General features: G+C 66.5%; 11 protein-coding genes. 5 read left to right on the top strand and 6 right to left on the bottom strand.

From position 1 onward, the window contains the following. Positions 1-75 precede the first annotated feature (75 nt). The 3 genes from G0Q01_RS08050 to G0Q01_RS08040 all read left to right on the top strand — a co-directional run bounded on the left by G0Q01_RS08050 (position 76) and on the right by G0Q01_RS08040 (position 2,295). On the top strand, positions 76-870 hold the full coding sequence (locus G0Q01_RS08050) for a response regulator (RefSeq protein WP_370526690.1): 795 nt from the start codon (positions 76-78) through the stop codon (positions 868-870). 77 nt (positions 871-947) lie between these two features. Next, entirely contained in the window at positions 948-1,424 is a 477-nt protein-coding gene (locus G0Q01_RS08045) for a hemerythrin domain-containing protein (RefSeq protein WP_164198616.1), read from the top strand. A 238-nt stretch (positions 1,425-1,662) separates the two neighbouring features. Then, positions 1,663-2,295: an MT-A70 family methyltransferase gene (locus G0Q01_RS08040; RefSeq protein WP_164213252.1), complete on the top strand. Its 633-nt coding sequence runs from the start codon at positions 1,663-1,665 to the stop codon at positions 2,293-2,295. Positions 2,296-2,380: 85 nt separating this feature from the next. Here the strand turns inward: G0Q01_RS08040 and G0Q01_RS08035 are convergent, their stop codons facing one another. Both G0Q01_RS08035 and aspS read right to left on the bottom strand, forming a co-directional pair. Beyond that, positions 2,381-3,112, bottom strand: coding sequence for a BglII/BstYI family type II restriction endonuclease (locus tag G0Q01_RS08035; RefSeq protein ID WP_164213251.1), 732 nt, complete (start codon positions 3,110-3,112; stop codon positions 2,381-2,383). Between the two features lie 17 nt (positions 3,113-3,129). Further along, entirely contained in the window at positions 3,130-4,911 is a 1,782-nt protein-coding gene (aspS, locus tag G0Q01_RS08030; protein ID WP_164213250.1) for an aspartate--tRNA ligase, read from the bottom strand. 183 nt (positions 4,912-5,094) lie between these two features. Here aspS and G0Q01_RS08025 point away from each other — a divergent pair, with 183 nt between their 5' ends. Both G0Q01_RS08025 and carB read left to right on the top strand, forming a co-directional pair. Further along, positions 5,095-6,327: a cyclopropane-fatty-acyl-phospholipid synthase family protein gene (locus G0Q01_RS08025; RefSeq protein WP_164213249.1), complete on the top strand. Its 1,233-nt coding sequence runs from the start codon at positions 5,095-5,097 to the stop codon at positions 6,325-6,327. A 288-nt stretch (positions 6,328-6,615) separates the two neighbouring features. Further along, on the top strand, positions 6,616-9,963 hold the full coding sequence (gene carB, locus G0Q01_RS08020) for a carbamoyl-phosphate synthase large subunit (RefSeq protein ID WP_164213248.1): 3,348 nt from the start codon (positions 6,616-6,618) through the stop codon (positions 9,961-9,963). A gap of 230 nt (positions 9,964-10,193) precedes the next feature. Here the strand turns inward: carB and G0Q01_RS08015 are convergent, their stop codons facing one another. The 4 genes from G0Q01_RS08015 to G0Q01_RS08000 are packed head-to-tail and all read right to left on the bottom strand — an operon-like array spanning position 10,194 to position 13,519. After that, the gene (locus G0Q01_RS08015) at positions 10,194-10,880 is read right to left on the bottom strand and encodes an ABC transporter ATP-binding protein (RefSeq protein WP_164213247.1); all 687 of its coding nucleotides are present in this window, start codon (positions 10,878-10,880) and stop codon (positions 10,194-10,196) included. Then, entirely contained in the window at positions 10,877-11,626 is a 750-nt protein-coding gene (locus tag G0Q01_RS08010) for an ABC transporter ATP-binding protein (protein ID WP_164213246.1), read from the bottom strand. The genes G0Q01_RS08015 and G0Q01_RS08010 overlap by 4 nt, the downstream gene beginning before the upstream one ends. Continuing rightward, entirely contained in the window at positions 11,619-12,602 is a 984-nt protein-coding gene (locus G0Q01_RS08005) for a branched-chain amino acid ABC transporter permease (RefSeq protein ID WP_164213245.1), read from the bottom strand. The genes G0Q01_RS08010 and G0Q01_RS08005 overlap by 8 nt, the downstream gene beginning before the upstream one ends. Further along, positions 12,599-13,519, bottom strand: coding sequence for a branched-chain amino acid ABC transporter permease (locus G0Q01_RS08000; RefSeq protein WP_164213244.1), 921 nt, complete (start codon positions 13,517-13,519; stop codon positions 12,599-12,601). The genes G0Q01_RS08005 and G0Q01_RS08000 overlap by 4 nt, the downstream gene beginning before the upstream one ends. Positions 13,520-13,553: the final 34 nt, after the last annotated feature.

Here is a 13,553-nt window from a genome sequence, read left to right as displayed (position 1 = left end):
GGTTATCGCGCGTGCGGCCCCTGCCCCGCAAGCCGGGTGCGTCCATTAACCGCCCATTAGCCAAGGCGGGGCACGATGGACTGGCGCGGGCGTCTCTTCTCGACCCCGCCCGACCGCTCTATCGAGGAAGGCCAGATGACCGACAGCGACATGACCGACAGCAACCGCAACACGCCCTTTCCACCGCGCCCCACCGCCACCCGGCCCCTGCTCGGCATGACGATCCTCGCGGTGGAAGACAGCCGCTACGCCTGCGATGCGCTGCGCCTGATGGCCCTGCGCAGCGGCGCGCGGATCCGCCGGGCGGACTGCCTGCAGGCGGCGCGACGCCACCTGTCGCTCTACCGACCGACCGTCGCGGTGATCGACCTCGGACTGCCCGACGGATCGGGTGCGGGGCTGATCGCCGAACTGGTGGCACGCAGCCCGCGGTTGCCGGTGATCCTCGGCATCAGCGGCGACCCCTTTGCCGAGAACATGCTGCGCGCCGCCGGGGCTGACGGTTTCCTCGAAAAACCGCTACGCAGCCTGCTCGCGTTTCAGAACGCGATCATCGCCGCCCTGCCCGACAGCCGCAAACCCGGCGGCATCCGGCTCGTTTCGGACGACCCGATCACCCCCGACCCGCTGGCCTACCAGGACGACATCGCCCATGCCGCCGCGCTCTTGCAAGAGGCCGGAGAGCCCGGGCTCGCCGACTATATCGCGCAGTTTCTTGCCGGGCTGGCACGCAGCGCCGGGGACAGCGCGCTCGAGGCTGCGGCGCGGGCGCTGGCCGCGGCGCGGGCCGAGCGGCGCCCGACGACGCAGGCGCTCACGCAGCTCTCTGCCCTCTTGCACCAGCGCATGGCGACCCGCATAGCGATCTGAGCCCTCCCACCAGACGGAACCCGCGCAGCTCTCTCTGCGTTGCCTGCGCAATCGCCATCTGCACGCGGAGAGCTGCCATGACCTCGATCTACGACGCCATCAAGAAGGACCACGAGACGCATCGCGCTCTGCTCGAGCGTATCGACGAGACCACCGGCGACAGCCCCGAACGCCGCGAGGCCTGGAACACCTTCTACCGCGACATCAAATCCCACTCCGCCGCCGAGGAAGAAGAGTTCTATTCCGAGTTGATGCAGCACACCTGGGGCCAGGACGCCGCCCGCCATTCCGTGCATGAACACGCCGAGATGGACGAGATCCTCGAGGAATTAAACGAGATGGACATGTCCTCGCCCGGCTGGCTGACGCGCTTCCGCACGCTCAAGCACGATTACGAGCACCACATGGACGAAGAAGAGGAGGACGTCTTCGCCCGTGCCCGCAAGGTCGTCGGCGAAGAGGACAACGATGCCTACGGCCAGCGCTTCCTCGACCGCAAGAAAAAGGAGTTGGGGCTGATCGAGGAGAAGAAGGAAGATCACCTCGAGGACTGACCTGCGCGCTTGGAACAGTGCCGCGCCGGAGGGGGCCCGAGCCCCACGGCGCGGCTGACTGGTCCGTCTCAGCGCGCGCCGGGGCTAGACCAAGCTCCGCAACGTCGAGGCAATCGGGCGCCTTCCCCAGCGTCGAATCGTTCCATTTTTGTTCGCGCCCTGCCATAGAGCGTAAATGCCTCGCGCGGGGCGCGAAAGCCGCGTGACATTTGCTCGATCTGGGGGCTATATTTCGACGATGACACAAAGCGCCGCGCAACATCTGTCCGAGTTCCTTGGCGACGACCGGTTCGCCACTGTGATGGCCGATCCGCCTTGGCGGTTCACCAACCGCACCGGGAAGGTCGCCCCCGAACATAAGCGCCTGGCGCGCTATCCCACGATGACGCTCGAGGACATCTGCGCACTGCCGGTGGCCGACCACCTGCAGGACACGGCCCATTGCTACCTCTGGGTGCCCAACGCGCTGCTGCCCGAGGGGCTTCAGGTGCTCAGCTCTTGGGGCTTCGAATACAAGTCGAACATCGTCTGGCACAAGATTCGCAAGGACGGCGGTTCGGACGGGCGCGGTGTGGGCTTCTACTTCCGCAACGTGACCGAGCTGCTGCTCTTCGGAACCCGTGGCAGAAGCGCTCGGACCGAAGCAGCGGGCCGGCGCCAGGTCAACATGATCCAGACCCGCAAGCGCGAGCACTCGCGCAAGCCCGACGAGCAATACACGCTGATCGAGAGCTGCTCGAAGGGGCCCTACCTCGAAATGTTTGGGCGTGGCGTGCGCGAGGGCTGGACGGTCTGGGGCAACCAGGCCGATGCCGATTACAAGCCGACTTGGAAAACCTACAGCTACAATTCGAGCGTCGCGGCGGAGTAACCAGCGCCCGCCCCAGGGCTCTGCTCGACGTCTGGCGCGCTTTGGTCGCTTCTGAACATTTCCGAAGCGCCGGAGCTTCGGGACGTCAGCCCGACAGGATCGCGTCCGGCAGGCCGATCAGCACCAATGGGCAGGGATTGCCGACGCCGCGGCGGACGCGCTCGTCGAGCTTAGACCAATGGGTGGTGGCAGTGCCGAACTTGTCGCCGACGAACTTGCGGGCAAATGCCTCGGGGAAGGACACGCCCCTGGCGACCTGCGCCTCGACCGCCGCGCGCTGCTTGGCGGTGCGGTCGCCAATGCCGAGTCTCTGCAGGTCTTCTTCCGATTGCAGCCCCTGCGCCTCGAGCCAGCCGCGGATGCGCGGCAGCATGCGGTCCTGCAACGAAGACCCGCGCGTCACCACGATCCCCAGCGAGATCGCCGACTGTGCGTGCAGGCGCTGGAAGTTCTCGAGATCGCGGTCGAAGAACGGGTCCTTGTTGTTCCACTCGATCTCGAGTGCGAGCCGCCCGGCCTTGGCGCGGCGCACGTGGTCGATCTCGTGCGAGATCGCCTCGCGCTCGACACCGTCGACGATGGTCTGGACAAGGAAGTTGTGCTTGGCCCAGCCGCGGGCGGCGAGCGCGCGTCGCAGCCGCTGGGTCTGACCCGACTCGCCGCCGCCACCGGCGATCAGCTCCGACAGCTCGATGCTGAACTCCGAGAGCGTCTCGACCAGCTCGGCCGTCTCCTCGGGGAAATCGACGCTCAGAATCGCCGCGGCATGGTTGCGCACTTCGACATCGAAGCCGCGGGATCTGAGCGTCTCTAGCACCGGAACTTCCCCTGCGGTCACTCTTGCGGGATGACCCGCAGGGAGAGTTCCATCAGCTGGTCCGAGGCAGGCACGGAAGGCGCCTGCATCATCAGGTCCTCGGCACGCTGGTTCATCGGGAACATGATGACCTCGCGGATGTTCTGCTCGTCCGCCAGCAACATCACGATCCGGTCGATGCCCGCCGCGCAGCCACCGTGCGGCGGGGCGCCGTAGTGGAAGGCCTGGAAGAGCGCGCCAAAGCGGTTCTTCACCTCTTCCTCGCCGTAGCCCGCCAGTTCGAAGGCCTTGAGCATGATCTCGGGCTTGTGGTTCCGGATTGCGCCCGACACCAGCTCGTAGCCGTTGCAGGCCAGGTCATACTGGTAGCCGCGCACGTCGAGCGGATCGCCCATCAGCGCCTCCATGCCGCCCTGCGGCATCGAGAAGGGGTTGTGCTCGAAGTCGATCTCGCCGGTCTCGTCGTCCTTCTCGTAGATCGGGAAGTCGACGATCCAGGCAAAGGCGAAACGGTCCGTCTCGGTCAGGCCCAGCTCGGCACCGATCACGTCGCGCGCCTTGCCCGCCACGCGCTCGAAGCTCGAGGGCTTGCCGCCGAGGAAGAAGGCGGCGTCACCGACGTCGAGCCCAAGCTGCTGACGGATCGCCTCGGTGCGCTCCGGGCCGATGTTCTTTGCGAGCGGGCCGGCGGCCTCGATGCCCTCGCCCTGGTCGCGCCAGAAGATGTAGCCCATGCCAGGCAGACCCTCTTTCTGGGCAAAGGCGTTCATCCGGTCGCAGAACTTGCGCGAGCCGCCGGTGGGCGCGGGGATGGCGCGGACCTCGGTACCCTCCTGCTCGAGCAGCTTGGCGAAAATCGCGAAGCCCGAGCCGCGGAAGTGCTCGGAGCAGTCCTGCATCTTGATCGGGTTGCGCAGGTCGGGCTTGTCGGTGCCGTACCATTTGGCCGCGTCGCGGTAGGAGATCTGCGGCCATTCGCCGGGCGCATCGACCTTCCGGCCACCGCCGAACTCTTCGAAGATGCCCGCGATCACCGGCGAGATGGTGTCGAAGACGTCCTGCTGCTCGACGAAGCTCATTTCCATGTCGAGCTGGTAGAAGTCGGTCGGCGAGCGGTCGGCGCGCGGATCTTCGTCGCGGAAGCAGGGCGCGATCTGGAAGTACTTGTCGAAGCCCGAGACCATGATCAGCTGCTTGAACTGCTGGGGGGCCTGCGGCAGCGCGTAGAACTTGCCCGGGTGCAGGCGCGACGGCACGAGGAAGTCGCGCGCGCCCTCGGGCGAGGAGGCGGTGATGATCGGCGTCTGGAACTCGCGGAAGCTCTTGTCCCACATGCGGCGGCGGATCGAGGCGACCACATCCGAGCGCAGGGTCATGTTGCGCTGCATGCTCTCGCGGCGCAGGTCGAGGTAGCGATAGCGCAGGCGGGTCTCTTCGGGGTATTCCTGCTCGCCGAAGACCATCAGCGGCAGCTCGTTCGACGCGCCAAGCACCTCGATGCCGCGCACGAAGACTTCGACCTCACCGGTCGGCAGCTTGGGGTTCACCAGCTCGGGGTCGCGGGCCTTCACCTCGCCGTCGATGCGGATGCACCACTCCGAGCGCACCTTTTCGACGTCCGCAAAGGCGGCGCTGTCGGGGTCGCACAGGACTTGCGTGATGCCGTAATGGTCGCGCAGGTCGATAAAGAGAATGCCGCCGTGATCGCGGATGCGGTTCACCCAGCCGGAGAGACGCACGGTCTCGCCGACATTGGCCTTGGTCAGATCTGCGCAGGTATGGCTGCGATAGGCATGCATGGCTCTTGCCCTTCGGAAACTGCTGGAAAGTTAGGCGCCGATACACCGCTAGAGCCGCGGGAAGTCAAGGGAGGCCCACGGTATTTGCCATATTTCGTTCATGTTGTAACGTCTGGGAACCTTTTTGCGATTCAGGGCGTTTTTACCCGTTTTTTGCACTTCACGCAGTTAAGGGGGGCCGGCATGTGGCAGACCTTGCTCGAACGGATATTGAAAAGACTCATTGTCGAAGGGCGCTTGCGGGTCACCTGGCCTGACGGCACCTGTCGCGACTACGGACCCGGAGCCGGTCCGGAGGCCGAGGTCACGCTCACCGAGGACAGCATCATCGGCGAGCTCTGTACGAACCCTGTCCTGGCGCTCGGCGAGGGATACATGGACGGCAGAATCGACTGCCCGCCGCACCGGCTCTACGCTTTCGTCGCGCTGCTGGTGCGCAATCAGCAGTCGGGCAAGATGCCCAGCTGGTTCTCGGCCATGGACAGGATGCGCGTCGCGCTGCGCGGCATCGAGCAGCGCAACAACCCGCTTCGCTCGCAGACCAACGTGCAGCACCATTACGACATCTCGGATGATCTCTACCGGCTCTTCCTGGACAAGGACATGCAGTATTCCTGCGCCTATTTCACCGATCCGGGCATTTCCCTCGAGGCCGCGCAGAAGGCCAAGAAGGACCATATCGCGCACAAGCTGCTGCTCAAGTCCGGGATGAGGGTGCTCGACATCGGCTGTGGTTGGGGTGGCATGGCGCTGACACTGGCGCGCGACTACGGCGTGCATGTGACCGGGGTGACCCTTTCCGAGAACCAGCTCGCCACCGCCAGGCGCCGCGCCGAGGAAGCCGGGCTCGCCGACAAGACCGACTTCCGCCTGCTCGACTATCGCAAGATCGAGGACCGCTTCGATCGGGTGGTCTCGGTCGGGATGCTCGAACACGTGGGCTACCCACATCTGCGCGAGTATTTCGCCAAGGTGCAGGAGGTGCTCGCGCCGGACGGCGTCGCGCTCATTCACACCATCGGGCACACCGCCCCGCCCGCGCCGACCTCGCCCTGGCTCGACAAATACATCTTCCCCGGCGGCTACATTCCCAGCCTCTCGGAAGTGTCCGCCGCAGTCGAGAAGTCTGGCCTTTGGGCGACCGACATAGAGGTGCTGCGTGGCCATTACGGGCCGACCCTGAACCATTGGCGCCGCCGCTTCGAGGCGGCGCTGCCGAAGGTCCGCGACCTGGGTTACGACGAGCGGTTCATCCGCATGTGGCGCCTCTACCTCGTGGTCTGCGAGGCGGCCTTCGAGGAAACCCGGCAGGGCGTTTTCCACGTGCAGCTGTCGCACAAGCAGTACGCCGTGCCGACCACCCGGGACTATCTCTACGGGGACCGTGAACAGGAAATGCTGCACGCCGCGCAATAGGGGCGCGCAGCCGAACGGCTCACCCACCCGGGCCGCCCCCTCGGCCCGGCGCTTGCTGTTGAAATTCGGGCAAGACTCCGTGACCCATGGGCAACGTGGCGTCACGCTCCGGCCACGCCGCTGTCACGTCGCTGTCGCCGCCATTTGCTTTGCAGAGGAAAACAAGGCGGATCTGGGGTTGCGTGGGCAAAGCTTCTGTCTATAACGCACGACAATTTGCGGGGAGCGGCGACTCCGTCGCGCGCTGCCCCCTGCCCGACCGCGACTGACATCACATGAAGGTGCCCCATGCCTAAAAGAACCGATATCAAATCCATCATGATCATCGGGGCGGGGCCCATCATCATCGGGCAGGCCTGCGAATTCGACTACTCCGGTGCCCAGGCTTGCAAGGCGCTCCGGGAAGAAGGCTACCGGGTCATCCTGGTGAACTCGAACCCGGCCACCATCATGACCGATCCCGAGCTCGCCGATGCCACCTACATCGAGCCGATCACGCCGGAAGTCGTTGCCAAGATCATCGAGAAGGAGCGCCCCGACGCGCTGCTGCCGACCATGGGCGGGCAAACCGGCCTCAACACCTCGCTGAAGCTCGAGGAAATGGGCGTGCTCGAGAAATTCGGTGTCGAGATGATCGGCGCCAAGCGCGACGCCATCGAGATGGCCGAGGACCGCGCCCTGTTCCGCGAGGCGATGGACCGCATCGGGCTCGAGAACCCGCGCGCGACCATCGTCACCGCGCCGAAGAAGGCGAACGGAAAGGCCGACCTCGACGCCGGCGTGGCCATCGCGCTTGAGGCGCTGGAAGACATCGGCCTGCCGGCGATCATCCGCCCCGCCTTTACCCTCGGCGGCACCGGCGGCGGCGTGGCCTACAACCGCGAAGACTATATGCATTATTGCCGCTCGGGCATGGATGCCTCGCCGGTGAACCAGATCCTCGTCGACGAGTCGCTGCTGGGCTGGAAAGAGTATGAAATGGAGGTCGTCCGCGACAAGGCGGACAACGCGATCATCGTCTGCGCCATCGAGAACGTCGATCCCATGGGCGTGCACACCGGCGACTCGATCACCGTGGCCCCGGCGCTGACCCTGACCGACAAGGAATACCAGATCATGCGCAACGGCTCGATCGCCGTGCTGCGCGAGATCGGTGTCGAGACCGGCGGGTCGAACGTGCAATGGGCGGTGAACCCCGACAACGGCCGCATGGTTGTCATCGAGATGAACCCGCGTGTGTCGCGCTCCTCGGCGCTGGCGTCCAAGGCCACCGGCTTCCCGATCGCCAAGATCGCCGCGAAGCTGGCCGTGGGCTACACGCTTGACGAGCTCGACAACGACATCACCAAGGTGACCCCGGCGTCGTTCGAGCCGACCATCGATTATGTCGTCACCAAGATCCCGAAATTCGCCTTCGAGAAGTTCCCCGGCTCCGAGCCGCATCTCACCACCGCGATGAAGTCTGTGGGCGAGGCGATGGCGATCGGCCGCACCATCCATGAATCGCTGCAGAAAGCACTGGCGTCGATGGAATCCGGCCTGACCGGCTTCGACGAGGTGGAAATCCCCGGCGCGCCTGAGAAATCGGCGGTCATCAAGGCCATCGGCCAGCAGACCCCGGACCGGATGCGCACCATCGCGCAGGCGATGCGCCACGGTCTGACCGATGACGAGATCCACGGCGTGACCATGTTCGACCCGTGGTTCCTTGCCCGCATTCGCGAGATCGTCGAGGCCGAGGAGCAGGTCCGCGAGAACGGTCTGCCGACCGACGCCGAGGGCCTGCGCGCGCTGAAGATCATGGGCTTCACCGACGCCCGCCTCGCCAAGCTGACCGGCTTTGCCGAGAAGGACGTGCGCAAGCGCCGCACCGACCTCGGCGTCGTCGCCAGCTTCAAGCGCATCGACACCTGCGCCGCCGAGTTCGAGGCGCAGACGCCCTACATGTACTCGACCTACGAGATGCCGATGATGGGCGAGGTCGAGTGCGAGGCGCGTCCCTCGGACCGCAAGAAGGTGGTCATTCTTGGCGGCGGGCCCAACCGCATCGGCCAGGGCATCGAGTTCGACTATTGCTGCTGCCACGCCTGCTTTGCGCTGACCAAGGCCGGCTACGAGACCATCATGGTCAACTGCAACCCCGAGACCGTGTCGACCGACTACGACACCTCGGACCGCCTCTACTTCGAGCCGCTGACCTTCGAGCACGTGATGGAGATCCTGCGCGTCGAGCAGGACAACGGCACGCTGCACGGCGTCATCGTGCAGTTCGGCGGCCAGACCCCACTGAAGCTGGCCAATGCTCTCGAGGCCGAGGGCATCCCGATCCTCGGCACCACGCCCGACGCGATCGACCTCGCCGAAGACCGCGAGCGCTTCCAGGCGCTGGTCAACCAGCTCGGCCTCAAGCAGCCGCGCAACGGCATCGCCTCGACCGACGCGCAGGCGCTGGCCATCGCCGACGAGATTGGCTTCCCGCTGGTGATCCGCCCCTCCTACGTGCTGGGCGGCCGGGCGATGGAGATCGTCCGCGACATGGCCCACCTCGAGCGCTACATCGCCGAGGCTGTCGTGGTCTCGGGCGACAGCCCGGTGCTGCTCGACAGCTACCTGTCGGGCGCGACCGAGCTTGACGTCGACGCGCTTTGCGACGGCACCGACGTGCACGTCGCCGGCATCATGCAGCACATCGAGGAAGCCGGCGTCCACTCGGGCGACTCCGCCTGCTCGCTGCCGCCCTTCTCGCTCTCGGAGGAGATCATCGCCCAGATCAAGGAGCAGACCGTGGCGCTGGCCAAGGCGCTCAACGTGGTCGGCCTGATGAACGTGCAGTTCGCGATCAAGAAGAACGAGCAGGGCGAGGATGAAATCTACCTCATCGAGGTGAACCCGCGCGCCTCGCGCACCGTGCCCTTCGTCGCCAAGGCCACCGACAGCGCGATCGCCTCGATCGCCGCGCGGATCATGGCGGGCGAGAAGCTCTCGGCCTTCCCGCTGCGCGCACCCTACCCCGAGAACGCAGACTACGACACCGCGCTGCCGCTGGCGGACCCGATGACGCTGGCCGATCCGAACATGCCGTGGTTCTCGGTCAAGGAAGCCGTGCTGCCCTTCGCCCGCTTCCCGGGCGTCGACACGATCCTCGGGCCGGAAATGCGCTCGACCGGCGAAGTCATGGGCTGGGACCGCTCGTTCCCGCGTGCCTTCCTCAAGGCGCAGATGGGCGCGGGCACGCACCTCCCGGAAGAGGGCGCGGTGTTCATCTCGATCCGCGACCAGGACAAGACCCCGCAGATGGTCGAGGCGGCGCAGATCCTGTCGGACCTCGGCTTCAAGATCCTCGCCACCGTCGGCACGGCCAAGTTCCTCGAAGAGGCCGGGATCACCTGCGAGGTGGTCAAGAAGGTCTACGAGGGCCGTCCCAACGTCGTCGACCTGCTGAAGGACGGCGGTGTGCAGCTGGTGCTGAACACCACCGAGGGCGCGGCCTCGATCTCGGACAGCAGCGCCATCCGCTCGGTCGCGCTCTACGACAAGATCCCCTATTTCACCACCGCCGCCGGCGCCCATGCCGCCGCGCAGGCGATGCAGGCGCGCGAAGAGGGCGACCTGGTGGTCAAGCCGCTGCAGGCCTAAGCCTTCGGGATCAGAGACGGGAAAGGGGCGGGAAATTTTCCCGCCCCTTTTTTGTCCCACGGTAGCCGGGTGAGCGCCTGCCCGGGGGCTGGCGCTGCAACGCCGGAGTTTCGCGCTTTATGCCAGCCAGATCCGGACGACACGGGAGCGTTGCGCGACGATGACAGAGCGCCAGCCCGTGGGGACGGGCAGGCGCTCGCCCGGCGGCTTCGCCTTGAGTCCGGGCGGGCTCACACCCCCAGATACCGCTCCGCCACCTCGCCCTTCACCTCGGCGAACACCCCGTCCCAGACGGAGCGCCCGCGCTCGAGGATCACCGCGCGGTCAGCGACCTGCGCCAGCTCCGACAGCGCCTTGTCGACCACCAGGATCGACAGACCGCTCTCGCGCTTCAGCACCCCCAGCGCGTCCCAGATTTCCTGACGCACCAGCGGGGCGAGCCCCTCGGTCGCCTCATCCAGCACCAAGAGCCGCGGGTTGGTCATCAAGGCCCGGCCGATGGCCAGCATCTGCTGCTCGCCACCCGAGAGCGTGCCCGACACCTGCGTGCGGCGCTCCGCCAGCCGGGGGAACAGCGCCTCGACCCGCGCCTGATCCCACGGACCCGGGCGGGCGGCGGCGATAAGGTTCTCGGTCACCGTAAGATCGCGGAAGCACCGGCGTCCCTCGGGCACCAGCCCAATCCCCAGCCGCGCCACCCTGTGCGAGGGAAGCTTGCCGATGTCCTGCCCGGCAAAGCGCCGGACACCCCCGGCCGCCATCATCCCGCTGAGGCAGCGGACAGTGGTGCTCTTGCCCATGCCATTGCGGCCCATGAGCGCCAGAACCTCGCCCTCGGCAATTTCCAGAGAGACGCCGAAAAGCGCTTGGGACGCGCCGTAGGAGGCGGTCAGATCGTGCAGTTCCAGAAGGCTCATTCGGCATCTCCAAGGTAGGCGTCGCGCACCTCCGGGCTGCGCCGAATCTCGTCTACCGTGCCTGTGGCGATGATCCGCCCGTAGACGAGCACCGAGATCCGGTCGGCCAGCGCGAAGACGGCGTCCATGTCGTGTTCGATGAGCAGGATCGGCGCCTCGGTCCGCAGCCGGTCGAGGATGCCGGTGAGCTGCTGTGAGCCCTCACCGCCGAGACCGGCCATCGGCTCGTCCATCAGGAAGGCCCTCGGCTGCAGCGTCAGCGCCACCGCGACCTCGAGCTGGCGGCGCTGGCCGTGGCTCAGCTCGCTCACCACGGTGGCGGCGTGGTCGGCCAATCCCATGCGGTCCAGCGCGGCCATGGCCCGGTCGCGCAATTCCGCGCGCTTCAGCGCAGGCCGGAAGAAGCGATACGGCGAGGCGGTCGCCCCGAGGGCACCCAGCACCGCGTTCTGCAGCACCGTGTCCTCCATCGCCAGCGCCGAGACCTGGAAGGTCCGCGCCAGCCCCATGCGGGCGCGGGCCATGGTGCTGAGGCCGGTGACGTCCCGCCCGAGGAAATGCACGGTGCCTTCGTCCGGCGCGATATTGCCCGAGAGCTGCTTGATCATCGTCGACTTGCCGGCGCCGTTGGGACCGATCACCGCGTGAATCTCGCCGGGGCGCAGGTCGAGCGTGATGCCGTCCGAGGCGCGCAGCGCGCCGTAGGTCTTCACCAACCCGCGGGTTTCGAGAATGGCGTCAGTCATGGGCGCGCTCCCGTCCCGCGATCAGCCCGACAAGGCCGCCGCGCGCAAAGAGCACTACGGCGAGCAGCAGAACCCCGAGCCATATGTGCCAGTATTCCGACATGTCGCCGAGCCAATGCTCGAGCATGACGAAGACCGCTGCCCCGACCACCGGGCCGAACAGCCGTCCGACGCCGCCGAGGATGATGAAGACCATGATCTCTCCCGAGGTCTGCCAGCTGAACATCGTCGGGCTGACGAAGCGGTTGAGGTCGGCGAAGAGCGCGCCCGCAAGGCCGGTGATCGCGCCCGAGATGACGAAGCCCACCAGCCGCAGCCGCTTGGGGTCGAGCCCCACAGCCTGCACCCGGTCCGGGCTCTGCCGCGCTGCGCCGAGCGCCAGTCCGAAGGGGCTGCGCGCCAGCAGATGCGCGCCCAGCAGCACAAGGCACAGCACCGCGTAGCACAGGCCGAAGAACTGGATCGGGTCGAGCGTGTTGAGCCCCGGGAAGCCATTGCGCACGTAGATCGACATGCCGTCCTCGCCGCCGTAGCGGCTCCAGGAGATCGAGAAGAAGTAGAACATCTGCCCGAAGGCGAGCGTGATCATGATGAAGTAGACGCCCGAGGTCCGCAGCGCCAGCAGCCCGATCAGCAACGCGACCAGCGCCGAGGCCAGCACCGCCACCAGCCAAATGACCGGCATCGAGGTCGAGCCCTCGAAGAGGAAAGGCCATTCAAACATCGGCTCGTAGTTCTGCACATGGCTGGCGAGGATCCCCATGGCGTAACCGCCGATGCCGAAGAAGGTGGCGTGGCCGAGGCTCACCAACCCGCCGAGGCCAAGCGCGATGTTCAGCCCCACGGCGGCCAGCGCAAGGATCGCGGCCCGGGTCGCAAGGGTGATGGTGAAGGGCTCGCCCATCAGATGCGCGGCCAGCGGCACGAGGCCAAGCGCCAGCAGCACCACCGCCCCCAGAAGACGTTCGCGGCTCATGATTTCGCTCCGAATAGTCCGGTCGGCTTCCAGACGAGCACGGCCGCCATCAGCACATAGATCGCCATTGACGCCAGCGCCGCGCCGGTCTGGGTGGCGGCGGCAGGGTCCATGAAGAGGCCGAAGAGTTGCGGCAGGAAGATGCCGCCGAGCGTGTCGGTGAGGCCCACGAGCAGCGCGCCGACCAGCGCCCCCTCGATCGAGCCGATGCCGCCGATGACGATCACCACGAAGGCAAGGATTAGCACCGGCTCGCCCATGCCCACCTGCACCGACTGGATGGCCCCAACGAGCGCGCCGGCCAGCCCTGCCAGCGCTGCGCCGAGTGCGAAGACCAGCGTGTAGAGCCGGGCGATGTCGACGCCGAGCGCGGCAATCATCTCGCGGTCGTTCTCGCCGGCGCGGATGCGGATGCCGAGCCGCGTGCGGGCGATCAGCCAGAACAGCAGCGCAGCCACGACAAGGCCCATGCCGATGATGAAGAGCCGGTAGAGCGGATACTGGATACCCCCCGGCAGGGTGACCGGCCCCGAGAGCGCCTCGGGGATGTCGAGATAGAGGGGAAAGGAGCCGAAGATCCAGCGCGTGCCTTCCGAGAAGATCAGGATCAGCGCGAAAGTGGCCAGCACCTGGTCGAGGTGATCGCGGTCGTAGAGCCTGCGGATCACCAGCCGCTCGACGAGCGCGCCCGCGGCGGCGGCGGCGGCCAGCGCCGCGACCAGTGCCAGCAGGAAGGAGCCGGTTGCGGCGGCAGTGGCGGCCGCGGCAAAGGCGCCGACCATGTAGAGCGAGCCGTGGGCGAGGTTGATCAGCCCCATGACGCCGAAGATCAGCGTCAGCCCGGCGGCCATGAGGAACAGCATCACGCCCGATTGCAGGCCGTTGAGGACCTGCTCGGCGATGAGGATGGGGGTCATTCTGTGGTCCGTCTCAATTCAGCAGCGGGGCATC

Source organism: Salipiger sp. PrR007 (genome assembly GCF_010499845.1).
Classification (GTDB): Bacteria; Pseudomonadota; Alphaproteobacteria; order Rhodobacterales; family Rhodobacteraceae; genus Salipiger; species Salipiger pacificus_A.
Note: the sequence above shows the minus strand (reverse complement) of the source record. Positions and strands in the feature narration are given on the sequence as shown.

Coding starts and splice junctions, on each gene's coding strand:
- G0Q01_RS08050 (WP_370526690.1), top strand. CDS start 76: ATGGACTGGCGCGGGCGTCTCTTCTCGACCCCGCCCGACCGCTCTATC.
- G0Q01_RS08045 (WP_164198616.1), top strand. CDS start 948: ATGACCTCGATCTACGACGCCATCAAGAAGGACCACGAGACGCATCGC.
- G0Q01_RS08040 (WP_164213252.1), top strand. CDS start 1,663: ATGACACAAAGCGCCGCGCAACATCTGTCCGAGTTCCTTGGCGACGAC.
- aspS (WP_164213250.1), bottom strand. CDS start 4,911: ATGCATGCCTATCGCAGCCATACCTGCGCAGATCTGACCAAGGCCAAT.
- G0Q01_RS08025 (WP_164213249.1), top strand. CDS start 5,095: ATGTGGCAGACCTTGCTCGAACGGATATTGAAAAGACTCATTGTCGAA.
- carB (WP_164213248.1), top strand. CDS start 6,616: ATGCCTAAAAGAACCGATATCAAATCCATCATGATCATCGGGGCGGGG.
- G0Q01_RS08015 (WP_164213247.1), bottom strand. CDS start 10,880: ATGAGCCTTCTGGAACTGCACGATCTGACCGCCTCCTACGGCGCGTCC.
- G0Q01_RS08010 (WP_164213246.1), bottom strand. CDS start 11,626: ATGACTGACGCCATTCTCGAAACCCGCGGGTTGGTGAAGACCTACGGC.
- G0Q01_RS08005 (WP_164213245.1), bottom strand. CDS start 12,602: ATGAGCCGCGAACGTCTTCTGGGGGCGGTGGTGCTGCTGGCGCTTGGC.
- G0Q01_RS08000 (WP_164213244.1), bottom strand. CDS start 13,519: ATGACCCCCATCCTCATCGCCGAGCAGGTCCTCAACGGCCTGCAATCG.